Genomic DNA, 25,037 nt, shown 5'->3' with positions numbered 1-25,037 from the left:
CTCGCACTTTCTCGCACTTTCTCGCACTTTCTCGCACTTTCTCGCACTTTCTCGCACTTTCTGGATTTTAGGCCGAAATTGTCTTAAGTCCGACAGGCTTCCAAGACAATGCTAATCCTATCCTAATTCTACCGACCAAGAAACGATGTTTGCATCTTCACTGCATGGTGTATAGTTCTTTTCTCGGGTACTTTCAGTTTTTTATGCCGTTTATGAACTATATTTATCGCTCTGTGTCTGAATAGCAAAAGAAAAGCCCGATGGGAGGAGGAACCAATGCCAAAACGCCTTGATCGACTATTAGTGCCTTTTGCGGTTGCAACGCTCTCCCTGCTAGGAGGCTGCGATAAAAAGGATAATGAGTCATCCACATCGCCCAAAGCAGAAGTAGCCGGAGCACCTCAGCTACAGAATGAAACCTATGACTGTAATGCATTGGAGAACGACAACCCTCTCAAACGGAGCTGGTGTCAGGCAAAAAAACTCTTTGACCTCAACAACAGCAATCTGGGAGCTAATGCACTGGCTGAGTATGTTCGCGGATTTCGCCTGGGTATTGATGATGCTCGCCAGGCACGAGCCAGCAGCGTGGATCGGCAGAAGCCTGAAAGCCAGACAGAGAGCCTTCAAAATCAGGGCTACCGTGCTGGGTATGAGTCTGTGATTACCCAAATGGGGATCACTGAATTTAACTGTGAAAGTGACAGCGAACCCGCCAGTGAGTACCGTGAACACTGGTGTGAAGCTGCAAAATCTTTCCGAATGTCGAACACAGGGGATGATAAGAACCCGTTCCTGAGAGCACGCTATATCAACGGCTACATGGCTGGGGGCAGAGTCGCCTTGACGGTGCCCGCCTCTATGGAGTCTTTCCTCAACAACGAAACGCCTGAGGGAAAGCAACCCCCTATCAACACACCAAAGGCAGATACCCCCAGTACAGAGCTTATCTTTTATAAGGGCTTCAATGCAGGCTACAAAGCAATGGTTGCCACTATTCGGGAATCTATCAATCAGGTGATGGAACAAATGAAATCCTCCAATGATTCGGATGACCCCGATGACCCCGATGACTCCGATGACTCCGATGACTCCGATAACCCGGATAATCCCGATAACCCAGATAACCCGGATAATCCCAATAACCCCGACAACCCCTATAACCCGGATAACCCCTATAACCCGGATAACCCCAACAACCCGGATAACCCCGACAACCCTGATAACTCCTATAACCCCGATGAGCAGGGTTCGACATAAAAAGGCCAAATTTTTCACGGCCCACTTCTTCCTTGACAGGTTGCTTACCAAGAGGCCGTTTTAACAATCGTGCTACCTTGAGGTCTGCGATAAACGGGTCTAAAAAGTCGATTTTTTTCGATAGTGATGCAAGGAGCCTGTCGGACTTAAGGCAATTTCGGCCTAAAATCCAGAAAGCGCGGCCAGAATTTCCGATCAATTTACTTAAATAGGTCAACCTAAATTCCGCAGTTGAATTTTGTAAACTCCTTCTATTCCCTGTGACAGTTGGGCTTGCGCATTTTTATAACACTCCTTTTGGGTGAGTGTGCAAAATGGTTATAAACCTACGCTCGTATGGACTTTAACAAAGGTGCTGATTTCAACTGATTAATTTAGGGTCAACTATTCGCACAAATTGATCGAAAATTCTGACTCGCCCTACTGAATTTTATGCTCGAAAGCATAAGTCTGACAGGCTCCAAGTTCACTTTTCTAACGACCGTAAAAGCTAAAAAACCGGGCGGCAGAAGTAAAAACGACGAGTGAAACCTGCTATTGCGTGGCCTTGTATCGTTCCGCCGGTGTTCAGCATAGACGATGGGGAGCGTCTGCCTCATAGGAAAAAATCTCTGCCTGCCTGATATGGGCAAAAACTGACTGGCCCGGTTTCAAGGCAAGCCGGTTTTTTGCCTGTCGGCTAATCAGGGCTTGCAGGGTTTGCCGCCCAGTAGTGAGGGTGATTAATGCCTGGTGTGTGCCTGAACACTGGAGGTGGGTCACCCTTGCCAAAAGCGGCTTGTCCATACTGCACGCCTTGACTTCTTCCAGAAATAAACAGACTTCGCCCGCTGGCACCGCCAGCCTGACAGGCTGCCCAGGCGGGTACGGCGAGCAACATACCGGCAGTGTTTGCTGATCAATACGAATTAACGCCATTGCATGGTTTTTATCATAAACAACCACTTCGCCCTCCAGGACCGACAGGGCATGTTGAGTGGTGCCATAATGGTACTGGCTAAGTATTTGTCGGCAAGAACCTTTGGCAACCACCTTACCCTCGTTCAGTATCAGCAGATGGTCGGCTAATTGGGCGACCTCCTGTGGTGTGTGGCTAACTATTATCACCGGGATATGAAAATGGGTTTGCACATCACGCAGTAATGGCAGGATGTCAGCTTTTGCTGACCAATCCAGTGAGGCCAATGGTTCGTCCATCAATAGTAAAGCAGGGGCATTGAGCAATGCTCGTGCAATAGCGATCCGCTGTTTTTCCCCACCGGATAGTGTTCCAATTGAACGTTCCAGTAAATGGGAAATGCCCAGTCGCTCTATCACATCATGAAAAGCGGGGGCTTTCCGGGAAGCTTTTGCTCGCTTACGGGCAAAAGCCAGATTTTCCATCACATTCAGGTGTGGAAATAGACGGGCATCTTGAAAAATATAACCAATACCGCGCTTTTCCGGTGGAATATGAAGGCCAGCGGAGGAATCCTGCCAGTGCGTGCTTTTATATATCACCTTGCCCTGGCTACTGGGTTCCAGGCCTGCTACCGCTCGAAGCAATGAGGTTTTTCCACAGCCAGAAGCACCCATGATCGCCCAGGTACCCGTCAACGGCAGTGTTTCTTTGATAACTAAATTAAATCTGTCACGTGATAGTTTAATATCAAGTACGATGGACTGATCGCTCATAACCTTCCTTGCGCTCAATACTGTATAAAGTGACCAAAAGCACTAAAGAAAAAGTGAGTAATCCTCCAGCAATACCGTGGGCTTTGGCAAATTGCTGCGTTTCCACCGCATCAAATAAAGCAATGGATAACACTTGGGTTTCTCCGGGTATATTGCCGCCAATCATCAGCACCACCCCAAACTCACCCACAGTATGAGCAAAGCCCATACAGGCGGCCAGTAAAAAAGTACGTCGGCACAAAGGAAATACCACGGTAAAAAAACGATCAATGGGTGAAGCGCCAAGCATGGCAGAGGCTTCCAAAAGACCGGGATCGATTTGCTCAAAGGCACGCTGGAGAGGTTGTACAACAAAAGGCAAAGAATAAATGACTGAAGCGATGACCAGTCCGGTAAAGCTGAAAGCCAGGGTTGAACCGGTCATATCAAACCACAATTGCCCAAAAGGGTTCTCTGGTGAAAATGCCAGTAGAAAATAAAAGCCAAGCACTGTTGGTGGCAATACCAGAGGAACGGCAACCAGTGCTTCGAGCAGTGGTTGTAGTTTTCCTGGCAAGCCGTGCTTCATTTTGGATAACGCCCAGGCCATGGGCGTGCCTGACAGCATCAGTATGACTGTGGTGATAAACGCCAGCTTAAGGGTCAGGATGATAGCCGTGACAAGCAACTAGGAAACACTCCAGGCTTGTTGGTAGCCATGGGCTTCTATACATTTCTTGCTTTCAGGGGACAACAAAAAGTTAATAAACTGACTGGCAAGTTTCGGTTGTTCCGAGCGCTTGATAATAACCATATCTTGTCGTATAGGTTCATGAAGCGCGTCAGAAATTACTATTACGCCCTTGTGATCCATCTGGTCAACTAGCTGAGATGCCGCGACCATCCCCAGAGATGCATTGCCACTATCAACAAAACTCCAGGCTTGCTGGACATTGGAACCTTGAATAATACGGGGCAAATAGCTATGCCACAGTCCCAGTTTTTCGAGGGTTTGTTTAGCCGCAAGACCATAGGGGGCTGTATCAGGATTGGCGATGACCAGCTTTCCTTTCCACTGTTTTAAATCAGCCGGTGTCTTGAGGGTGCCGCTTTTATCCCATAGTACCAACTGACCGACGGCATAAGTATGACGGCTGTTCTTCAGCGTCAGACCTTTTTCTTCAAGCTTCAGGGGACGCAGCGCATCAGCTGACAGGAATACGTCAAAGGGAGCCCCGTGAATAATCTGATTATACAGAGTACCTGAGGAGGCAGATGACAAGTAAACAGTGTTTGATGTTCTTGCCATAAACCGCTGTGATAGCTGCTCAAGCACAGGCTTGAAGTTGGTAGCGACAGCTACACGCAGCTCAGCACTGTGAACGGTCCATGGCAGTAGGGTAATGAGCAAAAAGAGGTATCTTGTCAGCATCGTGGGTCTCCTGAGTCCCAGCGTTTCGCCGCTATCTGGTCACTGTCTCTGGCATCCAGCCAGCGGTCACCGCCGGTGGTGGTTTCTTTTTTCCAGAAAGGAGCGCGGGTTTTCAGGTAGTCCATAATAAACGCGCAGGCGGAAAAACTGTCGCTACGGTGGGCACTGGCTGTACCGACAAAAACAATCTGATCACCCGTGTGGAGTTGGCCCACACGGTGTATGACTTTAACAATGTTTAATGACCAACGCTGTTGTGCTTCATCAACAATCTTTTCAAGGGATCGCTCGGTCATTCCTGGGTAGTGCTCAAGGTACAGGCCAGTAATATTCTCGCCTGCGTTCATATCACGCACCAGACCAGTAAACGTCACGATAGCACCGGTGTTACTGTTCTGACACAGTGCCTGCTGTTCAGCAGCGGGGTCAAAATCGTCGGTTTGGATGGATATAATGATATTAGCCTCCGGTGACAGGGGGAAAGAATGCAACCTCATCCCCACTGGAAAGGCGGACATCCTTGTTTTGCAGGATATGGTTAACAGCGGTCAATGAGCGTTCTTCAGACAATACCTTGCGCCATCGCTCTCCTTTTGCGTAGAGCTGTTCACGCAGTTGTGACAGAGTCGAAGGGGCTTCATCGTCATTCAACTCCAACCGATGACAGCCAAGGCGCTCTCGGTAGTCAGCAAAAAATAGCACCGTAATCATGCAGCCCCTCCGGCAAGATAGTGACCACTGCGACCACCACTCTTTTCGAGAATACGCAGCCCATCAATGGTCATGCCTTTATCCGCTGCCTTACACATGTCGTAAACGGTGAGAACTGCTACTGATGCTGCTGTTAGTGCCTCAATTTCAACACCCGTTTTACCATTTAAACGACAACAGGTTTTTACTCGGATGCGGTTATGTACTGGCTGAAGTTCAAAATCAACACTGATATAGCTCAACATCAACGGGTGACACAGGGGAACCAGCTGAGCACACTGCTTCGCTGCCTGAATACCCGCAATACGGGCAACCACAAGTACATCACCTTTTTTCAGGCGATTATTGGTAACCAGCTCCAGCGTTTCAGGCATCATGGAAATAAAAGCTTCAGCCCGTGCTTCGCGCTCGGTGACAGGCTTTTCACCCACATCCACCATTTGTGCTTTGCCCGTATCATCGGTATGCGTTAACGTGGACATAAGCGATTAGACCTTCTTTAGTTGAGGCACAAAGTTGCAGGGGGCGTGGCGACTGTCGAGCTGTTCTTTGATCATCCCTTCCCAGGCCGTCTTGCAGGCATTGTTGGATCCGGGCATGACAAAAATAATAGTGCCATTGGCCAGGCCTGCTACGGTACGAGATTGAATGGTAGATGTGCCAATTTGCTCATAAGAAAGCTGTCTGAACAGCTCACCATAGCCCACTATTTCTTTATCAAATAAAGGCTTTATTGCCTCTGGCGTGTTGTCCCGTCCTGAAAAACCTGTACCACCGGTAATTAATACAGCCTGAGTGTCATCATCGGCAATCCAGCGTGAAATGATTTCACGGATTTTGTAAATGTCATCTTTAACAATGGCTCTCTCGGACAACTTGTGGTTAGCTGCTGTCAAGCTATCTGCCAGTAAGTCACCAGAGCTGTCAGTAGTTTCAGTGCGAGTATCAGATACGGTCAGTACGGCAATATTTAAAGGGGTGAAGAACGCAGTGGCTTTTGGGGGTGCCATGATGGTTGAATCCTTGAAGGTTTTCAGAAGGTTTTGCAGCTGTATTCTTTCCGCCTTTGCAGGTGGATGCAAGCCATTAAAAAATTATTCCCTAGGAGACTGTCGGAGAATAGGCTTCGCTACTGCGGTTGCGAGAAATTGGTCTGAAAATTCCTGCTTCTTCATCAAATAGCCCCGCTATTCTCCTCAGAAACAGAAATTTTAGACCAATTTGCTGCCACCGCAGTAGGGCAGTCTATTCTCGGACAGCCTCCTAGCCCGGATATTTCATAAACTGCCCTGAGAATTGCGCGGAACCTTGCGGTTCTAAGGGATTTTGCGAGGGAGCGCCGTACCGGGGAGTACGGTCGACTGAGCAAAACTCCCTTAGAGTCGCAAGGAGCAAGCAAGGCCAGCAGCATGTTTATGAAATATCCGGGCTAGTATTGGCGGGCATGGCCGGTATGTGAAAGCGTCTCAACTGGCAAAGATAAATTTTTACGATTAAACAACACTGTATCCGTGAGCGCAAAGGGAACAATCAGCTGTTAATGGTTGGCAGACTTTGCCATGCGCGATGACTGCCGGGATAATAACCCACCATGGCTGAGACACGCTGACTATTGATATGCAACGCGGGCTGATTGATTATGCAATGGTCGTGAATATGCTTCAAGCTATATCAACGACACCCGTCATTCCTACGGTCAGAGAGCCTTGGTTGGAGCCGAACATTATGATGAAAATGCTCGATGCGGGTGCCTGCGATGTTAAAGCACAATTTCTGTGAATGAACGATCATCTCATCTGCTATAGTAAATAGGCCGTTTTCTGAGAAGCGGCCCATAATCTTTTGTGAAAAGCGAAAAACAGGTAGTTTTCAGGGTAGTGTCAACGAAAACTATACCAGCGTTGTCCCTATGAAGGCGAAGTCGCTCTGTCGTTGTGGATTCCTGCCTTTGCAGGAATGAAGAACTGTTGGTACTTTCTGACATGCAGCTGCCCTTTTTGGTGTTTGCAGCTCACAATAAGTTTTCAAACAGTTTCTAAGCACATGCTTGGAGCCTGCCGAACTTATGCTTTCGAGCATAAAATTCAGTAGGGCGAGTCAGAATTTTCGATCAATTCGCGCGAATAGTTGACCTGTTTAAGCAAATTGATCGGAAATTCTGGCCGCGCTTTCTGGATTTTAGGCCGAAATTGTCTTAAGTCCGAGAGGCTCCTTGACAGCAATGAACCTTTGGCGGTATCAAGAAGCTGGTTTGGACAAACTGCGCCTTATTGACACTATGATGACTTTGGTGCCAACATCGGTGGCGCATAAAATAACGGACGAAAAAACCACTCGGTAGCTGTATGAATCTAAACACAGCCCAAAGTAAAAACCGCGTTATCAATAACCCACTGGGACACCCTGTGTCAGTGAATGGATTCCAGCCATTGCAGGGGGATCCTTAGTGTGTTTTTATCTAGAGCAGCCGCGATATTTAATCGGCGGTTTGTATCAACCTTATTTATCCAACGTGTCCTTTTCCGTGATAGCAAAAAAACAGGGGGCTCTCTGTGATCAGCAATGATTGGATGCTAGATAATCAGAAAGACGCATCATTTGTACCAGAGGTTCTTACCCATGAGAAAAAATAAACTATTTGTAGGTAACCTGGCTTTTTCTGCTACGGAGCCGGATCTTGAGCAGGCTTTTGGTGAGTTTGGTGCACTCGAAGAGGTCAAAGTAATCCTCGATCGTGAGACAGGCCGATCTAGGGGCTTTGCTTTTATCTCCTTTGAAAACGAGGATGATGCTGAGGCAGCCCTGACGCTGGACGGCCAGTCATTAAATGGTCGCGATATGCGCGTCAGTATTGCGACGGAGCGTCCTCGCAATAATGGCTCCCGTCGCAGCGAGGGTGGCTTCAATAAAGGTAGCCATGGCGGCAACCGCCGATTCTGACAGGCTTAAACCAAAACGCACTTGAGCTGAACTCCGTGCAACAAGGCAAAACTTTCGAGCACAGTTTCCCTTGTACAAATTCTGAAAGCTCTAGGAGGCTGACCGAGAATAGCGCCCGTAGCGAGGATGGCAGAAAATTGAGGATAAAAAGTCGGAAATTTTTAGACCAATTTGCTGCCACCGCAGTAGGGTAGTCTATTCTCGGACAGGCTCGTAGGAGCCTGTCGCTCAGGTTGTCGGCTCAATTGCACAGTGAGAAAAGGGCCAATAATTACGCCATATCCTGTGGATCGACATCCACACTCCACCGGAGATGCCGGGGGAGTTTTTGATTGTCCAGATAGGCAATCAGTCCACTGAGCGTTGTATGCAATGTCGCGCGTTGGTTGGCCTGAAGGATTAGCTGCCAGCGAAAGCGGCTTTGACGTTTTTCCATGGGAGCGGGAAGGGGGCCTAGCACCTTTAAATGGCCATTCATTGTGCTTTCAATAGCTTGCCTGGCACCTTGCAGGAAGTACTCACACGCCTGTGACAAGCCAGATTCAGCCCTGATGACCGCCATAAAGGAATAAGGGGGTAACCCCAACTGGCTCCTTTGTTCGAGCAAGGATGCCAGAAACAGAGAATAGTGATTTTGCGTCAGCAAGCGCAGGGCATCATGCTTTGGGTTGTAGGTTTGAATGATCACCTGCCCGGGTTTATGACTGCGTCCAGCACGCCCGGCTACTTGCATAATGAGCTGACCTGTCCGCTCAACTCCCCGAAAGTCCGCGCTGAGCAAACCGCCATCGGCATTTAGAATAAGAACCAGGGTAACATTGGCAAAGTGATGCCCTTTGGCCAGCATCTGCGTGCCCAGTAAAATGCAGGGAACACCTGTGTTAATGGTCTCGAGCATATGGGAAAGCGCATGCTTTGTTCGTGTGGAGTCACGGTCAATTCTAATGACCGGCGTGTCAGGAAATTGTTCGGATAACGCCTGTTCAAGACGCTCTGTTCCCTGGCCAGCAGGATGGATATTGGTGCTGTGACACTGGTTGCACTGATAGGGAATGGCTATTTGGTAGTCACAGTGATGACAGTGCATATGCGGGGGCCTGCGGTGGATGGTCATGTGTGCATCACAATGGGGACAATCAATAACTTTACCGCAGTCATGACAAATAACTGAGGGAGCATAACCCCGGCGATTGATAAAAACCATCACCTGATTGCCCTGATTCAGCTGTGCTGACAGATGGGCCAGCGAATCAGGAAGAATACCACTTTTCAGGGGTTGCTGGCGCAGGTCAAGGATGTTCAATGCCGGGGGTGTCGCCACGCCGGCACGTACCCGCAATGTTAAATGCCGGAAGCGGCCAGTGCTGGCATTGTAAAAGGACTCCAAAGACGGGGTGGCTGAACCAAGAATAACCGGACAGGCAGCTTGCTTCGCGCGGTAAATGGCCAGGTCTCGGGCGTTATAGCGAAAGGTATCTTGCTGTTTATAAGAGCTGTCATGCTCTTCGTCCACAATAATGAGACCCAGTTTGGGCAAGGGGGTAAAAATACCCGATCGGGTACTGATGACAATGCCAGCGTTTTCAGCCAATGCCTGATACCAGCCATGCAGCCGTTCACCATCGCTTAACCCGGAATGAAGGCTAATAACGGGGGTATTAAAACGCCGTTTAAAGCGACCAACGGTTTGGGGTGACAACCCTATTTCAGGAATGAGTACCAAGGTTTGGCGTCCAGCCTTTAATACGGCAGCAATGGCTTGAAGGTAGACTTCAGTCTTACCACTTCCAGTGATGCCATCGAGCAGAAAAGGTTGGTAATGATGCAGGTGGGCGAGCACATTGTTTAAAGCGTTTTGTTGTTCCGGGTTAAGGGATAAGGCGGTTTCACCTCCTTCAGTCCCATAGGTGGAAAAACACGTGGCAGCCAGCACTTTTTCTTTTTTATAGATGATATCCTTGTCAGCCAGTCCCTTGATAACCGCTCTGCTGATGCCCTGATTTAACAACTGCGCTTCTCCCAACCCAAGGGAAGGGCTGTTATTGAGCTTATGGGCTACTGCTGACTGTTTTGGTGATCGTTTTAATTGCTTTATCTGTGCCTCTGACAGCGATTCATGCAACTGCCAGTGCGTTTCGGTATTGCAAGGTAGAGGCTTACCCTGGCGTAACCCCTTAGGGAGCGCCTGCATGAATACCTCTCCCAGGCTGTGATGATAATACCGTGACGCCCACCGGCATAGCGCCAGTATAGTCGGGGTGATGACTGGCTCGTCATCAAGCACTGATATCACCGCTTTTAGCTTCTGCACGGGCACCGTGCAGCAGCTGAGAGTGGACAGGATAATTCCGATGACTTTTCTATTTCCAAATGGGATGAGTACTCTTGCCCCCGGCTTGAACCGTGACTTGTCAGTATCTTCAGCCGGCAGGTAGGTAAAAAAGTCCCGTAAGGGTGAGGGCACAGCAACCTGGACAAAAAAATCTGCCTGAGTGTCAATGACAGCGGGTGATCGTTCAGGGGCATTGGTGGACATGGATTGGAGGACTCCAGATTGACAGTTTATTTTATAGCCTCCTTTTGCCAGGGGACAACCTCTGTAAAAACCTGGTTTGTTTGGCGATAAGACTCTGGTATGATTCGCCTTCTTTTTGTCAGTTGCTGCCAGCACTGGTAAGACTTGCGTACGGTGCTTTTGCCCGAACCCCCGGGGTACGGCGTCAAAGGTGGCGGTGCGCGTTACTTTGAGGAAGACCCATGAAATCGGATATCCACCCAAAATACGAAGAGATGACGTTTACCTGCAGCTGCGGTAACAAAATCAAAACGAGTTCCACTTTGTGCAAAGACATGCATGTTGATGTGTGCTCCAAGTGTCACCCTTTTTACACTGGCACCCAGAAGGTTATGGATAGTGGCGGTCGTATTGAGCGCTTCAACAAGCGTTTCGGTAACCGTAGGTCTCACGGGTAATCGCTGGCAGAAAACGAAAAAGCACCACTGTGGGGGTGCTTTTTTTTAGCAGGCAAAATAAAAGCCTTTACTGTAAATTCAGGCATCAAAAGCGGTGTTTCCTTGAGGAGCCAGACTCCGGGAAATTAAAAGCGGTCAACCCCTCAGCGCGGGTTTAATAGAGTGATTGCTGAGGAATGAGCCCCTGGGCCAACTCTGAGTCATGCAAGAGCATTTCCCCTTCCATAATATCTGCTGCGATGGGCATCAGCTCATCTATGGTATATTGGTGTGGATAAACAAAAGAAAAAGCCAGAGGCTAATCGGAAAGAAGCGACGGTGCCTAATTCTTCTTACATATGGCGAACAAAGTGAAGGTAGCCAAAATATGGTGGCCAGATATCTTGTCTACAACTAGGAGCCTGTCCGAGAATAGACTGCGCTACTGCGGTTGTGATAAATGGGTCTAAAAATTCCTGCCTCTTCATCAAATAGCCCCGCTATTCTCCTCAGAAACAGAAATTTTTATCCTCAATTTCTGGCAATCCTCGCTAAGGGCGCTATTCTCGGTCAGGCTCCTAGGGCATGATACGTAAATTTATTAGTATTTAGAACTTTTTTGCCAACAATCAGGTGGTAAAATGGGTAGGCCAGAAAAAAAGCACTGGACACTATCGTACTCAGAAAGCTATTGGACTAGTTACTATGGCGTGATGGTAAGATTTTTAATGATTGCAATAGCAATATTATTTGTTGTGCCACGTAAGCGAAATGCAATGTGGCCTTCATGTAATGGCTTAGGGTCATCAACTTTTATAATTTCTTTACCATCTACCTTCATCCAAATGGTTTGATTTTTTTTACCAATCTCAACATGATACCACTGAGTGGTCATTAAGTTTTTATCTAGCTCCTCAAGTTCTTTTTGCACGTCTCCTTTTTGTGGGTATTTACGCACAAAAGGTTTTCTTTTGTGGGCTGCGTTATGATAAGCAAAAAAATAGCTTTCCTTTTCTTTGGCAAGCACATTCATATTACCATCATAGTCTTTTTTAAAAGTTACTTTCTTAGATGGACCTATATCTGATAAATTGATTTGAGTGACTAAAACCGATTCTGGTGTTAATGGGCGAATATCAAAGTTAAGGATGGTATTCTCATCTAAGGGGGAGGGACTGATTAGCATGACACCTGAGGAGCCTGGCTCTTCAGATAACACTACTTGATCGTTTGACTTATCGTAGGCTGAAAATCCTTTTCCTGTTAATACCCATTGACTGAGTTGCTCGTTGGGAATACTAGTTGCTAAAACTGTCTTGGATAATAACAGCGCCCCAATTAGTAAAGTTATACTTTTAAACCTTGTCATTTCGAACATCATATGAACCTTACTTCAGGTGAAAAACCAAAAACCGTATGAATCTAACTTATTGCCTGTTTTAGGTCAAACCTTAAATAAGTAGCCCAGAAACACTCTTTCCCAAGGTCACCCAACGGCGCTCTTTTCACGGTTCACTTTCAACTTGAGTTCGTTTTCAAGGTATTCGGTTATTGAGTCCAGCCCCCCCTATGTCAGCATAGTTGTCACCTCTTCTGATTTTTCCTTGAGGAGCCAGGCTCCGGGAAATTAAAAGCGGTCAACCCCTCAGCGCGGGTTTAATAGAGTGATTGCTGAGGAATGAGCCCCTGAGCCAACTCTGAGTCATGCAAGAGCATTTCCCCTTCCATAATATCTGATGCGATGGGCATCAGCTCATCTATACCACTGAGTGCCATAAGTCCCCGCACGGCACTTGAAGGGTGACACACAGCCATTATGCGCCCGAAAGTGAGTTTTTGCCGGCTGTTATAGATTACCTTCAGCCCATCACTGTTGATTGCCTCCAGTTGAGAAAAGTTCAGCAACAGGTGTTTATGGCTGTTATGGATAACGTAATCCATGGCTCTTTTCAGGATCAAAGCTGACAGGGCATCAATGCGCCCGTCAACATCCAGAAGTAAATAATTGTGGTGCTCTTCCAAACTGATACTGATTGCCATGGTTACTATCCTTTTACCGCGTTATTGCTATGGGAAGGATAATAGGGAAGGCAGGCAGGAAGGGGTATAACAAGCGGGTCAGCCCTGCTAACAGCTAACCCGGTTTTCAGACAAGTGCTACCCTGCCTGGAAATAGGTAGGTGACCCTGGCCCCACGGGCAGATTAAATACAAATACCCATACGAAGAACAGGGCACTCCAGCCAATCAAGAAGAAGATGGAATAAGGCAGCATAGCAGCAATTAACGTACCGAGTCCCAAGTTTTTCTGATAACGCAAGGCAAAGGTCAGAATCAGGCCAAAGTAGCTCATCATCGGTGTAATGATATTAGTAACAGAGTCGCCTATACGGTAAGCCGTTTGAATCACCTCGGGGGAATAACCAACCAGCATCAGCATCGGTACAAAAATCGGCGCCGTTACCGCCCACTGGGCCGATGAACTTCCCAGCGACAGGTTCACCACAGCACACATCAAGATGAAGAATATAAACAGGCCAGGGCCGGTTAAGCCAATATCTTGCAGGAACTGCGCACCTACCACGGCAAAAATAGTGCCCAGGTTTGTCATGTCAAAAAAGGCAACGAATTGTGCAGCAAAGAAAACCAGGACAATGTATGGCTGTACCCATGGTACTCATGCTTTTGCCCATGCAGTCAATCACATCACGGTCATTTTTGATGCTGCCAACGACCTTACCGTAAACAACGCCGGGAATAGCAAAGAACACCAGGATTAAAGAGACAATGCCTGTAAGGAAAGGGGAGCCTGCAACGGCGCCTGTTTCAGGGTGTCTTAACACACCCCATTGAGGCACAACAGAAAGAGCAAATAAAAGACAGATAGCCAATACTGCCAGACCAGCCATTTTTAGCCCGCGTTTCTCAACGGTGGTCAGTGTACTCACTTTGTCCTGTGAAAGGTCAACACCCGCCTCTTTTGGGTTGTATTGACCAAGGTTAGGCTCTACAAACTTGATGGTGACCCAACTGCCTAAACCAGTGATCAGGAAGGTACTTACTACCATAAAATACCAGTTTGCTTCAGGACCCACCGTATAGCCAGGGGCAATCATTTGAGCTGAAGCTTCAGTAATACCTGATAGCAGTGGGTCGATGGTTCCTAGCAGCAGGTTGGCACTATAGCCACCTGATACACCGGCAAAGGCAGCAGCCAGGCCGGCTATGGGGTGTCGTCCAAGCGAATGAAAAACCATTGCAGCCAAAGGAATCAGAACCACATAACCAAGTTCAGCGGCGGTGTTTGATAGAATACCGGCAAAGACAACAATGGCGGTGACGGTATTTTTAGAGGCATTCATGACCAGCGCCCGGATCGCGGCACTGAGTAAGCCCGAGTGCTCTGCGATACTGACCCCGATAATAGCAACAAGGACTGTGCCCAATGGCGCAAAACCGGTGAAGTTTGATACCAGGCTGGTAACAATCATCCGAAGCCCTTCACCGTTCAACAAGCTGACAACTTCAATGATGCCGTTGACTGCTCTGCCGGGAGTGCCTTCAGGTCTTGGGTCTATGGCACTGAGGCCAAAAAATGAGGCAATGCCGCTAAGGACAACAATGCCCACGGCAAACAGCGCAAATAAAGTAACAGGATGTGGCAGGAGATTTCCCAGCCATTCTATGACTCCCAGAAAGCGTTGAAAAGCACTACGTTTTTTACCATTGAAATTATTTGTGGGGATTGTTGTGTGTGATTGCGACACGGCTTTCTCCTGCATTTATAAACGACAATATATTAATTTTTTATGGTAGGTTTGATGCTGAATTTACTCACTCGCTGGGTTATTCCGATAAATCATCCTTCACCCTGCAATAGCGCATGGATTGTCAGAAGCTATTCATACACCTGATTTCAGGATAAATTTTTGTCAGGGGTTACCGTTGATAAAAGGGTGTAAACAGTTTCTTAAGAATGAGCAGACACGACGGGTTTATCCCCTGAACTCAAACCGCAGGAGGCATGGTAGCTCAAAGGGTAGTGCTTTAAAATATGGCTTTTTTCTTGGTAAATTCATATATTCAGGTGAAACACCTGATAATACTGTGTATTGAAGTACTTTGTGGCTGTTTGATTATTTTTGTTATGTTATATTTCCATGACTTGAATCATGTTTATGTCAGCTATATGAGCCTGCTTGATGGAAGCAGGCTCAGCTGTGAAGCCTATGGTGTTTTTCTGCACAGATGCTTAGAAGCTGTTCATAATCTTTTTTCTCCTTCATAATTCGGCCAATGAGACAGACCTACCCCAGTGATATCAGCCGTGAACAGTTTGAGCTGATTCTTCCGATCCTTGAAAGCGCTCGAAAAACGACCAAACCGCGCACCATCGACCTTTATGATGTGTTTTTTGCTGTGCTTTACCTACTCAAAAGCGGTTGTCAGTGGCGCATGATCCCCAAGGATTTTCCAAAATGGAGAACAGTCCACTCTTATTTTCAACAATGGAGTGAACTTTGTGACAATGAAAAAGGCAGCCTGCTTGAGCAGGCTTTAAAAAAATCAGGTTGGCGAAGCCCGGACTAAACAGGGGCGACAAGAGAAAACGAGCTTCGTTATCGTTAATGCTCAGAGCGTCAAGAATACTGCTTATGCGCTCGATAAAGGCTATGATGCTGGCAAAAAAGTATCTGGAATTAAACGCCACATTGCTGGATACACAAGGGTTGCCCCACGCAATCACTATGACTACAGCAGATGTTAATGATAGAGCCGGGGCTCTGAAAGCTTTCGAAAACAATAAGCCAGCCCTGTCAAAGGTGGAGTCTGTGTTGGTTGATGGCGATTATACAGGTCAGCCTTTCGCCAATGCTACTGAAGAAATACTGGGTGCCTCTGTACAGGTGGCAAAAAAGAGTGAACTTCATACTTTTGCAGTGATACCGCAGAGGTGGGTTGTCGAGCGCTCGTTTGCCTGGATAGAAAACTGCCGCCGTTTATGGAAAAATACTGAGCGTAAATTGAACACAAGTCTTCAATTTACGCATTTAGCCTTCTTGGTACTTTTGTTGAGAAAATTATGAACAGCTTCTTAACACACCGCATTGAGGCACAACAGAAAGAGCAAATAAAAGACAGATAGCTAATACTGTCAGACCAGCCATTTTTAGCCCGCGTTTCTCAACGGTGGTCAGTGTACTCACTTTGTCTCCAAGGTTGCCACGCAATAGTTTATCAAACTAATAGTGGTATTTATGGGTTTCATAATTCTGGTGGTAGCTCACCTTCTGATTTTTTAAATAGAGCAAAACTTTTCAGTGAGTTTGTAAATGAGCATAATGGAGAGAATAAGATATCACATAGATTGTATGGTGTCACATTTGTAAAAAATAACCAAAGAGGATATCCAGTAGATAACTCAAAAACCTACTGGAAGAAAGAGCTATTAGTATTTGCAGATCAGCTTAATTTCAAAGGTAAAATAAGTGGTTATGATCTTTATGATAAATTTAGTAGTAAAAATGAATCCGCATATGTAGAATTTAGATTAAATAACAAAAAAATTGATGTATATGTAAAGAAATGGGAGGAAGATGAAAGTTTGGGACGTAAAGAAAAGAAAAGAAAAGAGTTTTTTACCAAATGATCACAAGGTACGAAGTGGTCCTGCTCATAATATGGTTATTAGTCCATTATCTCATGTTTATTCAAGAGATTCTCCCCGAGGATTAATGAAAATACATAAGAAAAAATTGTGATAATTAATAATTTATCTATTAAGTACTGACGTCTAATAGTGAGGTATCAGAATACCTTATTATTAGACGACATTATGTAACATAATAATCTCATATATTATAATATATGAGACACCTTGTTAATAGCATGTTATTGGTACTGTTGGAAAGTGCCCTTGTTTGCAGGAAACTACAATTACATACCATATTTGGGTCTATTTTCTAGTGGTTTCTTAAGTATTTTTCTCCTGACTGAGTGAAGCGCATGAGAATAGAGATTTAACACTAACAAAGAAGAGTAGATTTTTTCTCGTACGTTTTGATCGTTATTATTTATCGATACAGCCTCGTTAAGAACATCTTCAACATTTCTAATGATTAAGTGATCAGGTATTGCAATCATACGATTGTTTTTTAACGAATTCATTCTCAGCTCTGCGATTGGATAAGCACCACTAATACCTCTAACAACCGATACAAAAAGAATTGGTTTATCAGATGCTTCTGCTGGTTCCAGCATCATTAAAAAATTTTTCAATAGTGGGGATGCAGTACCAGACCACTCTGGTGTTAATGTAATCAGAGCGTCGCTATTATATACGCTTTGACGAATAGTATTCCAATCGTTACACTTCTTTTTTTCTTTGTCATTACCATCCCACATTGGTATGTTGAGATCAACAAGATCATAAATATCAGCCTCCTGAAAACCAGCAAGAGGCACCTGCTCGGCAAAATACTGCCCAACTTTTAATGTTTGTGATTTCCGGCGCTGGGAAGAACAAATAATAGTAATTTTCATTATTATTTAATAACTCCTAATATCTTAAGAATACTAGAAGGTGTTGTTAATTGAATTTGTCCTTGGTCATGTGAGCATTTTAACCTGGTTAGAATTTTATCTAAGTATACAAGCCGATGTGGCCGACCAAAGACAGGAGTGTGAAAAGGTAAAGCAATAACAGGCCTTTTATCTCGCTCTGGTAGAAGAGATACACCCTTGATATAATCAAAAATAGACTGAGTGTAATCTTCAGCAGATAGGCTCTTTGCACATAAGCTTGGTGTATCGTTCACTTCAATATTGTATGGTACACTAAAAATCTTGTTGCCTTTAGTATCAGTTAATTGTCCAACATAGTCTGAAACAGACCAGTCAAGAGTGTATTGATAGCCTGAAGAATTAAGTGCCCATATAGTATGTTTATTACCATTAATCCAAGGTGATAACCACCCCGTTACATTTTTTTTAAAATATTTCTCTAAATATGATTTAACCTGAATAGCTTGTTTTTTTTGATCATTTGATGAAAGTTCGTGAAAGTAATCAGAATTTGATACGCCATGCCCAATAATCTCACAATTAGGTAGGTCGTTAATTAAGGGACATATATTTGCACATTGCCTTAACGCATTTGAATTAATAAGCAAACTTATTGGTAAGTTGTGTTTTAAAAAGAGAGAAAGAATATTCTCAACACCTTCTCTAAGCCCATATAATCGCCAAGCATGGTTTTTATAGTCTACTGGAAATTTATTTGTAGTAAAGCCATGCCCGTTTCCTTCTGGTTGCGTAGCTTCTACATTTAATGCAAAATACACCATCGGTATAGTTGACCCTGATGATGAAAAATTTTCAAACTCGATATGATTACCCATGTTTTTTTCCTTTGTATACCATTTCATACCATAAATCGAATACTTTCAATGACCAAATTTGGTGAAGGTTTCTTGTTGATAACTGAGAACCGTTGATAACTTTATTGCGTAGTTCACTTGCATCTACGTAGTCATGTACAATTGAATTATTCTGCAATAACGGTTCTATAAAGTATGAGAAAATATCTGGATTTCTGAAGTAGTGAAACTGGAAAGTAAACGGTTGTTTCTTTCGGTAAGAGACCTCGAAGCCCAGTTGAGATCGAAACGCATTACGCAATGGCGCTTTTCCAAAATTAGCTTGAATCTTTGTATCTGGAGAAACTCGATCACATATGGATACGTGATGCATATCTAAAAATGGAGAGCGGACTTCCAGTCCATTTTTCATGAAGATTTTGTCGAGTCGCGTTAAGTGATAGTTTTTAAGTCTTATTTTTCGCTCGTGCAATGCAATTTCTTCAATTCCAAAGCCTTCAACATTGGTACCAAAATAGGTGTTTATGCCATAGTTGGTATTTCGTAATTCCGTTGTTCGAAAAACAGATAGCGATTCCACGTATTTCTTTAATCCTTGCATAGTAAAATCACGATACCGAGCATAACCTAACCATAATTCATCGGCACCATCTCCTGTTACTAAGACACGGTGATTTTTGGAAATTTCCTTGGATAGCATCAATGAGTTCACGATTATAGGGTCTTGAACCGGTTGCTCCATAACGACTATCGACTCTTCAAGAAGATCAATGATATTGTCTGGACGTAACGTTATACAATGATGGTTGATATTACGAGATGTAGCGAACGACTGCGCCAAAGGAATTTCATCCATGCTATCACCATCATCGCTACCAATGGTATATGAAGTAAATGGTTTTTCAGTACGACTTAAGTAATCGTTGATAATACTGGAGTCCAACCCACCGCTAAGCAGCGTTGCGTAGCTTTGTACATCATGAACCCGTTCTTCAATAGCATTTTCGAGTGACTGCCTGATCATCACATCATCAACTCTTTGCATCACTGGCACTGGCAAAATAAAGCTCTTCTGAATCCGAGCTTTGGCTCCAGACCCACGTCGTGAAACAGTAACTATTCCACCAGGCTCAACCTCATAAATTCCTTTTACCATCGAGCAGGTAGCACCGACAGACTTAAATACAAAATAGTCATTGATCGCATCAATATTAAGTTTCGCTGATGGCATTAGTGTGAACAGTGATGAAATATTGGAGGAATAGAAGAGGTGGTCGCCTTGAAGTGTGTAGTATAATGGTTTTTTACCAAGGCGATCTCTTGCCAAAATGAGTTGTTCTGGTAACTCGTAGGCAATTGCAAAGGGACCATTAATAATATTTAAAGCATCTAGTAAACCAAATCTATTTATCAGTGGTAATAGGATAGCACCGTCACAATCATTAGATTTAGGTTTAATATTTAGATAATCGTTACTGAGTTTTCGAAAGTTATAAATTTCTCCATTGTATACGAGTTTTGTTTTCCCAAATAAAAATGGTTGTTTCGAATTGTTAGTATTTCCAGTAATTGCCAGTCGGCTAAATAGCATAGCACTGTTAGGCTCGATACTGACATAGGTCGAGTCAGGTCCACGGGATTCAATACCTTCCAAAAGATGTTCTCTAATGGTTGAATTGACTTTTGATAAAGAGTGAACAAGCGAAAAATAACCTGCGATTCCACACATATGTGTTCTCATTTAAATATTTAATCTTGTGCTAATAGTACTATTCACTGTTAGCAATAGTTGGCAACAATCCTGGAAGCAGTATAACTTGACAGAGGTGCGTCATTAAGCACTTGATAGTTCGCCGGTCCCATATTCTGCAAAAATATCGAATTATTAATAAGTTTATATAAATCACCATGAGCAACCAGGGATGATGGACCAAATAAAGGTAAGAACATAATAACCGCATCCCGAAATAAAGAGGTAGAGGCAACTTTAAAAGAGGTTGTCTTCTTTAATGAGAAATAGCTGCCATCTTCTAATGAGCGGGAAAATTCATCTACTAAGTTTGTAGTTTTTAACTCAACTAGGTGATATTCTTCTGAATTAGCGATATAAGGCATGCTATTTACTAAATATTGTAACAAGTAACATAACTGACCTAGTGCCAATAACCCTGGATTAAAACCTGATTCATGACTTTCCATCTTAAGTTGCTCACCTCGACCTCGAACACCTAAAAACAAGCCATTGTTAACTGTGTATTGATTCAAGTAAATAGAGTAATTCCCTGCCATCTGAAAACTATTCAATTCTAAGCGTTCAAACACTATATCTTTATCAAAACTATTGTTCTTAATGCATATAAAACTAGTACCGTTATAGTCTGGATCATCAACTAGGATATGAATATATTGCGAATTTTTAGCTCCAGTAGAAATATACTTCTTTCCATTCAAGTACAAGCCATTTATTTTATCTGTTACGATGCATGCACCACCACTTCGTTCATTGCTCCAGGCTGATGCCATAATTCCATGATTGTTGATTACGTTATGAATGACTTCACGTAGTTCTGAAGTCGTACTGTGGCGATTAAGGCGCTCACTACATTGATAGTGAAGCATATAAAGCGCTGACAAATCGATAGTTTTATACGCTAGCCTAATTAGCATATAAATACAAGCCTTACATGATAGAGAGACTATATGATTTGCATTTTTTAATCGAAAAAGGTGAACGTTAAGCGTTCGATTTAATTCATTCACTATATTGTATAAGTCGCTGCTTGTACACCTTTTTTCAGTTTTTTCTGCAGCAGCTATGACAGAATCAACAATATACTTCTCTTCTTTCGTAAAGAGTTGATAGAGTCTGTCATCTAAAATTTTTTGTACATTAAACATTCACTGTCCCTTTACTAGAGTTCGATCTAACATATGAAAAGTAAGTGTAGAGTGATATAAATCCTATGGTGATGGATGAAAAATAGGCCATGATCTGGCATGTAAAATCTATACCGTAGTTATCTACTAATAAACCAATGAGTAGTATTGCTGATTGAAAAAGGATAGTGTATGTCAGGCTGTGTATATTATAAAACATAGACAATGTCGGGCCAGTACAGTTATTTTGGATAATTGTTGTATCTAGTGGAATAATAATACCACCACTGATACGCATGACCATTAATAAAAAGATCATTAAAGGAATACTGTTACTAATCAGTGCGGAACTGAAAGACAAAGCTTGAATAAAATAGGCTACGATAAAAACTATTACCAATCGCCGTGTATTTTTAGAAAAATCGATTCGATAAACAATGGTGCTACCAATAATCAATGCAATAGCTTGAAAAAAATAGAATAATCCAAGATTATCTGCATCAGTTTGACCGCTCAGCAGCATGATCGGGATCAAAATAGTAAATGCCCCACCGACTATTCCCCAGCTCAAACCAAATAATAATACTGATTTAAGCATGGTGTTATTTTTCAAATCATTAAAAAAAATAAGATTTATACTGTTATTTGATTGTTCTATATTATTTATCTCGTCAGCTTTGTCAGATTGTAAGTACAGTAGACAGATTCCTGAAATAACGAAACTGAATGAATTGAACAGTAAGCAGGTTATAATAGAAAACTGAACTAGAAAGCTTGCACCTAATGCTGCACCAATACCCATCGATACAAACGAGCCAATGTTAAGTAATGCATTAACTTTATGACGAATACTACTATCAAATCTTATCGTAATGGTTTGAACATAAGCTGTTCTAAACGCGACTGAGAAGATACCAATGATAACGTTGAGCATAAGAATGGCATCAATATGGTCAACCACTGCAATCAGTGCTAAAACTAACAATGCTCGAGCTATATCTGCAAAAATCAGAACCTTCTTCAAACTTAATTTGGCAACTACACGCGTCACCACTGAAGATAATACTAGGCCCGGAATAGCAGATGTCAGCATCAACGCACTAACGTATATTGCAGACTCAGTGGTTTGATAGATATAGAAAATCATTGCTACCTGAAAAGCCCAGTCGCCAATGGCAGATAGGGTCACCGAAGCAAAAAGGCTACGAATATTAGTATCTTTTAGCAATGTCATGGAGCATTACACCTATCAAGTGTGAGGAACCCCTGCGCTAAGCCATCTTCGAGCAACCATGCCTGCTCGCGGAAAGCGTTAATACCAAAGCGATCAACGATGTCTCCTACGGTACAACTTTTCTGATGCACGAGATAGTCGAAAATTGTACCGGGATAGATGATGGTACATGATGACGTTTTAGGGGTATTTGGATTTTTGCAAATAATGACATCCAAACGGTCATCGAGTCGTTTTTTGTCAGGTTCTAATCCTAATAAATGGGCTGCTTCAATACCTATACACACGATATCATGCCGCTTTATAAAATGAATTTTTGTATTTGTGTCAATATGGTTTAGCTGATCAATGTTTTTAGGCGTATAGCTTTCCCAGCAGATTAGTGTGTTCTTATAACAATATTGTAGAATATCATACAAGTATTCAGGTAAAGTATATGATAATAAATATGCAGCAAAAAATTCATAGTAGCATCTAACATCACTCAGTTTCTGCAAGCTACCAGTATTATATTGAAAGCAAAATTTCATTGATAAATCTTGATAATCACAGTATCTGGAAATTTCTTCAATAAATAAACCAAACTCACCAGATCGATGATCAAGACGTTCGATAGCAATACGCTCTTGTAAAAAATTCATTGAAGATGGTACAATCGAAAACAAATAATCCCGTTCTTCATCAGTCAACTTATACTGAGACAATGCTTTATTGATATCCTCTATATACAACGAGTTGAAAGCCTTATCTCTTATCAGACGTGCAAGGATATTTTGTAATTCAGCTAGCATATTATACCACCCCTTAATTTATCAGACTTCTAGCCCAGTTCATTGAATCTCTTAAATATTCTGGTTCAGCAAGCTTTGCTGTACGAGCCTCTAACTCAAAAAATATCAATGGTTGAAGATCATTGTATTTAAGAACCTGTTCCAATCGTGACTTCAGCCATTGCTCACTTTCACGATAGGCCTTAGGAAGTTGCTTAGCTTCTTCTTGATTATTTACATAAATATGAATTTGATCAACTAGTGAGAAATCAATATTTTCTAGATATTCATCTGGATCAATTCGTGCACCATATTCAGAGCTATATGAAATGTTTGATAAACTTAAGTGCATACGACTATTTGATTCATGAAGGGTTTGGTTGAAAAATTCAACACGTTTTTTGGTTTGTGTGCCTACTAACTCATATGAATAAATTGGGTTTTCAAGTAACAATTTTGAAGACAGACAGTCGCGTAACGATAAGACGTTATTAACAATGACGTCTTTCTGTTCATCTAGTTCCGGTGGTGGAAAGAATATGCCAAAAGCATCGCCACTCGCTGCATTAAGGATAGCATGGTGTTCAGTAATAGAGAGTGGATTAATTGCGCGCTCCTGTTCCTGTAGAAGTTGCAAACCAGGCTTTTGTTTATTGCTTTTCCTCCCTAAGTCCATTACCGAAGTATGCAAACAAATCGGTTTACCTAAGTGACTGACATAATCCACCAAGCTCTGTAACTCTGTTTTAAAGTGTAAAGATAGAACTTCATATGCATCAGAAATCCCGCCACAACATTCAAACTGTTCATGAAAGTCAATATATTCTTGATGATAGTGGAGAAAGTAACCTACGCCTTTCATAGTAAATCCTTGATTTTTGCACCCACTTGGGTAGAAAATTGAATGCCTGTATTATTCTTGAATAGGCTAAAATTGATGGTATGATTCGTTACAATATTTATTATGTTATAAGCTCCCATAGTCAATTTTTTATTCAAATACTTGTAGTTTAATACAGTACATAAAGTACTCATTGGAATTGTTCGATGAGATACACCATTATAAAACAGCACACTTTTAATTTTATTTTTATACCAAAAACTCAGGAATACTTTTATCCCCATATTGACTATTGAAATTTCTTTAGCAACTGGTATTAAAGTATATAGTTCTTCTTCTGAAGTGACTGCAATGTGAAAAACTTCATTATAAGATTTTAATAAAACATTTATACATGAATTTGACAGTTTGTCCAGTGAATGTAAAGAGCATGGAGCTGTAGTTGTGTCCTCTGGACGTAATAGTTTTTCTAATTGGAGGCAGAAATTAAAATCATGTTGTGAATTAATTCTAATAAGCCAGGTGGTTTTGTTATTAGCGTTGATAAGTTGTTTTTTCTCTGTTAAAGACTTTTCATAGAGTGAATGTGTATATATGTAAGCTGCGATGGCTGCATTAGAACAATCTGCTGTTTTCAGACATATATCACCATTGCTAAGCACTTGTGTGAACCGATAATAAATACCTTTATCACCGACTTGGGTCACTTGTACGTATTTTGAATCTTGATAGTGATGAGCTACTGCAGCTATTTTCTGACTTGTTTGATTAAAGTCTTTATAACTGACTCGAAGATTGGAGGAACCTGAGTTGACAAGTTTGACATCCGGAAGTAACAACTCATCGCAGCTCTTTAAGAATGATTCTTGATTTATCATGCTCCTACCCTATATTTACCTTCTTAACTAACAACAAGTTACCTATAAACTGGATAAATCTGTCACTCTGTCACTCTGTCACTCTGTCACTCTGTCACTCTGTCACTCTGT

General features: G+C 43.1%; 25 protein-coding genes and 1 pseudogene. 6 read left to right on the top strand and 20 right to left on the bottom strand.

The window, feature by feature from the left end; translation table 11 throughout:
* Nucleotides 1-276: 276 nt before the first annotated feature.
* Nucleotides 277-1,260, top strand: a complete 984-nt coding sequence (locus tag V4C51_RS02325) for a hypothetical protein (RefSeq protein ID WP_330924511.1) — start codon at nt 277-279, stop codon at nt 1,258-1,260.
* Between the two features lie 567 nt (nt 1,261-1,827).
* Here the strand turns inward: V4C51_RS02325 and modC are convergent.
* Genes modC through moaB form a run of 7 tightly spaced genes read right to left on the bottom strand, consistent with a single transcriptional unit; the run spans nt 1,828 to nt 6,066 of the window.
* Nucleotides 1,828-2,934 (bottom strand): molybdenum ABC transporter ATP-binding protein, encoded by a 1,107-nt coding sequence (gene modC, locus V4C51_RS02320; protein WP_330924510.1) that lies wholly within the window; start codon nt 2,932-2,934, stop codon nt 1,828-1,830.
* Nucleotides 2,909-3,601 carry a molybdate ABC transporter permease subunit gene (gene modB, locus V4C51_RS02315; protein ID WP_330924509.1) on the bottom strand — a complete coding sequence of 231 codons (693 nt, stop codon included), beginning with the start codon at nt 3,599-3,601 and terminating at the stop codon, nt 2,909-2,911. The genes modC and modB overlap by 26 nt, the downstream gene beginning before the upstream one ends.
* The gene (gene modA, locus V4C51_RS02310; protein WP_330924508.1) at nt 3,602-4,345 is read right to left on the bottom strand and encodes a molybdate ABC transporter substrate-binding protein; all 744 of its coding nucleotides are present in this window, start codon (nt 4,343-4,345) and stop codon (nt 3,602-3,604) included.
* Nucleotides 4,339-4,836: a molybdopterin synthase catalytic subunit MoaE gene (gene moaE / locus V4C51_RS02305; RefSeq protein WP_330924507.1), complete on the bottom strand. Its 498-nt coding sequence runs from the start codon at nt 4,834-4,836 to the stop codon at nt 4,339-4,341. The genes modA and moaE overlap by 7 nt, the downstream gene beginning before the upstream one ends.
* A complete protein-coding gene (locus tag V4C51_RS02300; protein ID WP_330924506.1) occupies nt 4,805-5,056 on the bottom strand; it encodes a MoaD/ThiS family protein in 252 nt (83 codons plus the stop codon). Before V4C51_RS02300 ends, moaE begins: the two co-directional genes overlap by 32 nt.
* Complete coding sequence (gene moaC / locus V4C51_RS02295) at nt 5,053-5,538, bottom strand: cyclic pyranopterin monophosphate synthase MoaC (RefSeq protein ID WP_330924505.1); 486 nt, start codon at nt 5,536-5,538, stop codon at nt 5,053-5,055. Before moaC ends, V4C51_RS02300 begins: the two co-directional genes overlap by 4 nt.
* A 6-nt stretch (nt 5,539-5,544) precedes the next feature.
* Complete coding sequence (gene moaB / locus V4C51_RS02290; protein ID WP_330924504.1) at nt 5,545-6,066, bottom strand: molybdenum cofactor biosynthesis protein B; 522 nt, start codon at nt 6,064-6,066, stop codon at nt 5,545-5,547.
* Between the two features lie 607 nt (nt 6,067-6,673).
* On the opposite strand from moaB, the gene V4C51_RS02285 reads away from it, so the two are divergent.
* Both V4C51_RS02285 and V4C51_RS02280 read left to right on the top strand, forming a co-directional pair.
* Nucleotides 6,674-6,835 carry a hypothetical protein gene (locus tag V4C51_RS02285; RefSeq protein WP_330924503.1) on the top strand — a complete coding sequence of 54 codons (162 nt, stop codon included), beginning with the start codon at nt 6,674-6,676 and terminating at the stop codon, nt 6,833-6,835.
* Nucleotides 6,836-7,675: 840 nt separating this feature from the next.
* On the top strand, nt 7,676-7,996 hold the full coding sequence (locus tag V4C51_RS02280) for an RNA recognition motif domain-containing protein (RefSeq protein WP_330924502.1): 321 nt from the start codon (nt 7,676-7,678) through the stop codon (nt 7,994-7,996).
* A gap of 271 nt (nt 7,997-8,267) precedes the next feature.
* On the opposite strand, the gene V4C51_RS02275 is transcribed toward V4C51_RS02280, so the two are convergent.
* Nucleotides 8,268-10,532: a primosomal protein N' gene (locus tag V4C51_RS02275; RefSeq protein WP_330924501.1), complete on the bottom strand. Its 2,265-nt coding sequence runs from the start codon at nt 10,530-10,532 to the stop codon at nt 8,268-8,270.
* A gap of 221 nt (nt 10,533-10,753) precedes the next feature.
* Here V4C51_RS02275 and rpmE point away from each other — a divergent pair, with 221 nt between their 5' ends.
* Nucleotides 10,754-10,969 carry a 50S ribosomal protein L31 gene (gene rpmE / locus V4C51_RS02270; RefSeq protein ID WP_330924500.1) on the top strand — a complete coding sequence of 72 codons (216 nt, stop codon included), beginning with the start codon at nt 10,754-10,756 and terminating at the stop codon, nt 10,967-10,969.
* 682 nt (nt 10,970-11,651) lie between these two features.
* Here the strand turns inward: rpmE and V4C51_RS02265 are convergent.
* The 4 genes from V4C51_RS02265 to V4C51_RS02250 form a co-directional block, all read right to left on the bottom strand.
* Nucleotides 11,652-12,329, bottom strand: a complete 678-nt coding sequence (locus V4C51_RS02265) for a DUF6250 domain-containing protein (RefSeq protein WP_330924499.1) — start codon at nt 12,327-12,329, stop codon at nt 11,652-11,654.
* A 275-nt stretch (nt 12,330-12,604) separates the two neighbouring features.
* Entirely contained in the window at nt 12,605-12,988 is a 384-nt protein-coding gene (locus tag V4C51_RS02260; RefSeq protein WP_330924498.1) for an STAS domain-containing protein, read from the bottom strand.
* A 117-nt stretch (nt 12,989-13,105) separates the two neighbouring features.
* The gene (locus V4C51_RS02255) at nt 13,106-13,558 is read right to left on the bottom strand and encodes an AbgT family transporter (protein ID WP_330924497.1); all 453 of its coding nucleotides are present in this window, start codon (nt 13,556-13,558) and stop codon (nt 13,106-13,108) included.
* 1 nt (nt 13,559) lies between these two features.
* Nucleotides 13,560-14,714 carry an AbgT family transporter gene (locus tag V4C51_RS02250; RefSeq protein WP_330924496.1) on the bottom strand — a complete coding sequence of 385 codons (1,155 nt, stop codon included), beginning with the start codon at nt 14,712-14,714 and terminating at the stop codon, nt 13,560-13,562.
* A gap of 529 nt (nt 14,715-15,243) precedes the next feature.
* Between V4C51_RS02250 and V4C51_RS02245 the strand changes: the two are divergent.
* Nucleotides 15,244-16,034 (top strand): annotated as a pseudogene (locus V4C51_RS02245) (IS5 family transposase).
* A gap of 110 nt (nt 16,035-16,144) precedes the next feature.
* Nucleotides 16,145-16,597, top strand: coding sequence for a hypothetical protein (locus V4C51_RS02240; protein WP_330924495.1), 453 nt, complete (start codon nt 16,145-16,147; stop codon nt 16,595-16,597).
* Between the two features lie 287 nt (nt 16,598-16,884).
* Here the strand turns inward: V4C51_RS02240 and V4C51_RS02235 are convergent, their stop codons facing one another.
* Genes V4C51_RS02235 through V4C51_RS02200 form a run of 8 tightly spaced genes read right to left on the bottom strand, consistent with a single transcriptional unit; the run spans nt 16,885 to nt 24,926 of the window.
* The gene (locus V4C51_RS02235) at nt 16,885-17,490 is read right to left on the bottom strand and encodes an NADPH-dependent FMN reductase (RefSeq protein ID WP_330924494.1); all 606 of its coding nucleotides are present in this window, start codon (nt 17,488-17,490) and stop codon (nt 16,885-16,887) included.
* 2 nt (nt 17,491-17,492) lie between these two features.
* Nucleotides 17,493-18,347: a polysaccharide deacetylase family protein gene (locus V4C51_RS02230; RefSeq protein WP_330924493.1), complete on the bottom strand. Its 855-nt coding sequence runs from the start codon at nt 18,345-18,347 to the stop codon at nt 17,493-17,495.
* A complete protein-coding gene (gene asnB / locus V4C51_RS02225) occupies nt 18,340-20,055 on the bottom strand; it encodes an asparagine synthase (glutamine-hydrolyzing) (RefSeq protein WP_330924492.1) in 1,716 nt (571 codons plus the stop codon). Before asnB ends, V4C51_RS02230 begins: the two co-directional genes overlap by 8 nt.
* A gap of 50 nt (nt 20,056-20,105) precedes the next feature.
* On the bottom strand, nt 20,106-21,224 hold the full coding sequence (locus V4C51_RS02220; RefSeq protein WP_330924491.1) for a hypothetical protein: 1,119 nt from the start codon (nt 21,222-21,224) through the stop codon (nt 20,106-20,108).
* Nucleotides 21,217-22,437 carry an MFS transporter gene (locus V4C51_RS02215; RefSeq protein ID WP_330924490.1) on the bottom strand — a complete coding sequence of 407 codons (1,221 nt, stop codon included), beginning with the start codon at nt 22,435-22,437 and terminating at the stop codon, nt 21,217-21,219. The genes V4C51_RS02220 and V4C51_RS02215 overlap by 8 nt, the downstream gene beginning before the upstream one ends.
* On the bottom strand, nt 22,434-23,228 hold the full coding sequence (locus V4C51_RS02210) for a hypothetical protein (protein WP_330924489.1): 795 nt from the start codon (nt 23,226-23,228) through the stop codon (nt 22,434-22,436). The genes V4C51_RS02215 and V4C51_RS02210 overlap by 4 nt, the downstream gene beginning before the upstream one ends.
* A 13-nt stretch (nt 23,229-23,241) precedes the next feature.
* Nucleotides 23,242-24,069 (bottom strand): multinuclear nonheme iron-dependent oxidase, encoded by an 828-nt coding sequence (locus V4C51_RS02205; protein WP_330924488.1) that lies wholly within the window; start codon nt 24,067-24,069, stop codon nt 23,242-23,244.
* Nucleotides 24,066-24,926, bottom strand: coding sequence for a hypothetical protein (locus V4C51_RS02200; protein WP_330924487.1), 861 nt, complete (start codon nt 24,924-24,926; stop codon nt 24,066-24,068). Before V4C51_RS02200 ends, V4C51_RS02205 begins: the two co-directional genes overlap by 4 nt.
* Nucleotides 24,927-25,037 lie beyond the last annotated feature (111 nt).

Origin of the sequence: Candidatus Sororendozoicomonas aggregata (genome assembly GCF_031528575.1) — a bacterium.
Lineage (GTDB): Bacteria > Pseudomonadota > Gammaproteobacteria > Pseudomonadales > Endozoicomonadaceae > Endonucleibacter > Endonucleibacter aggregata.
Note: the sequence above shows the minus strand (reverse complement) of the source record. Positions and strands in the feature narration are given on the sequence as shown.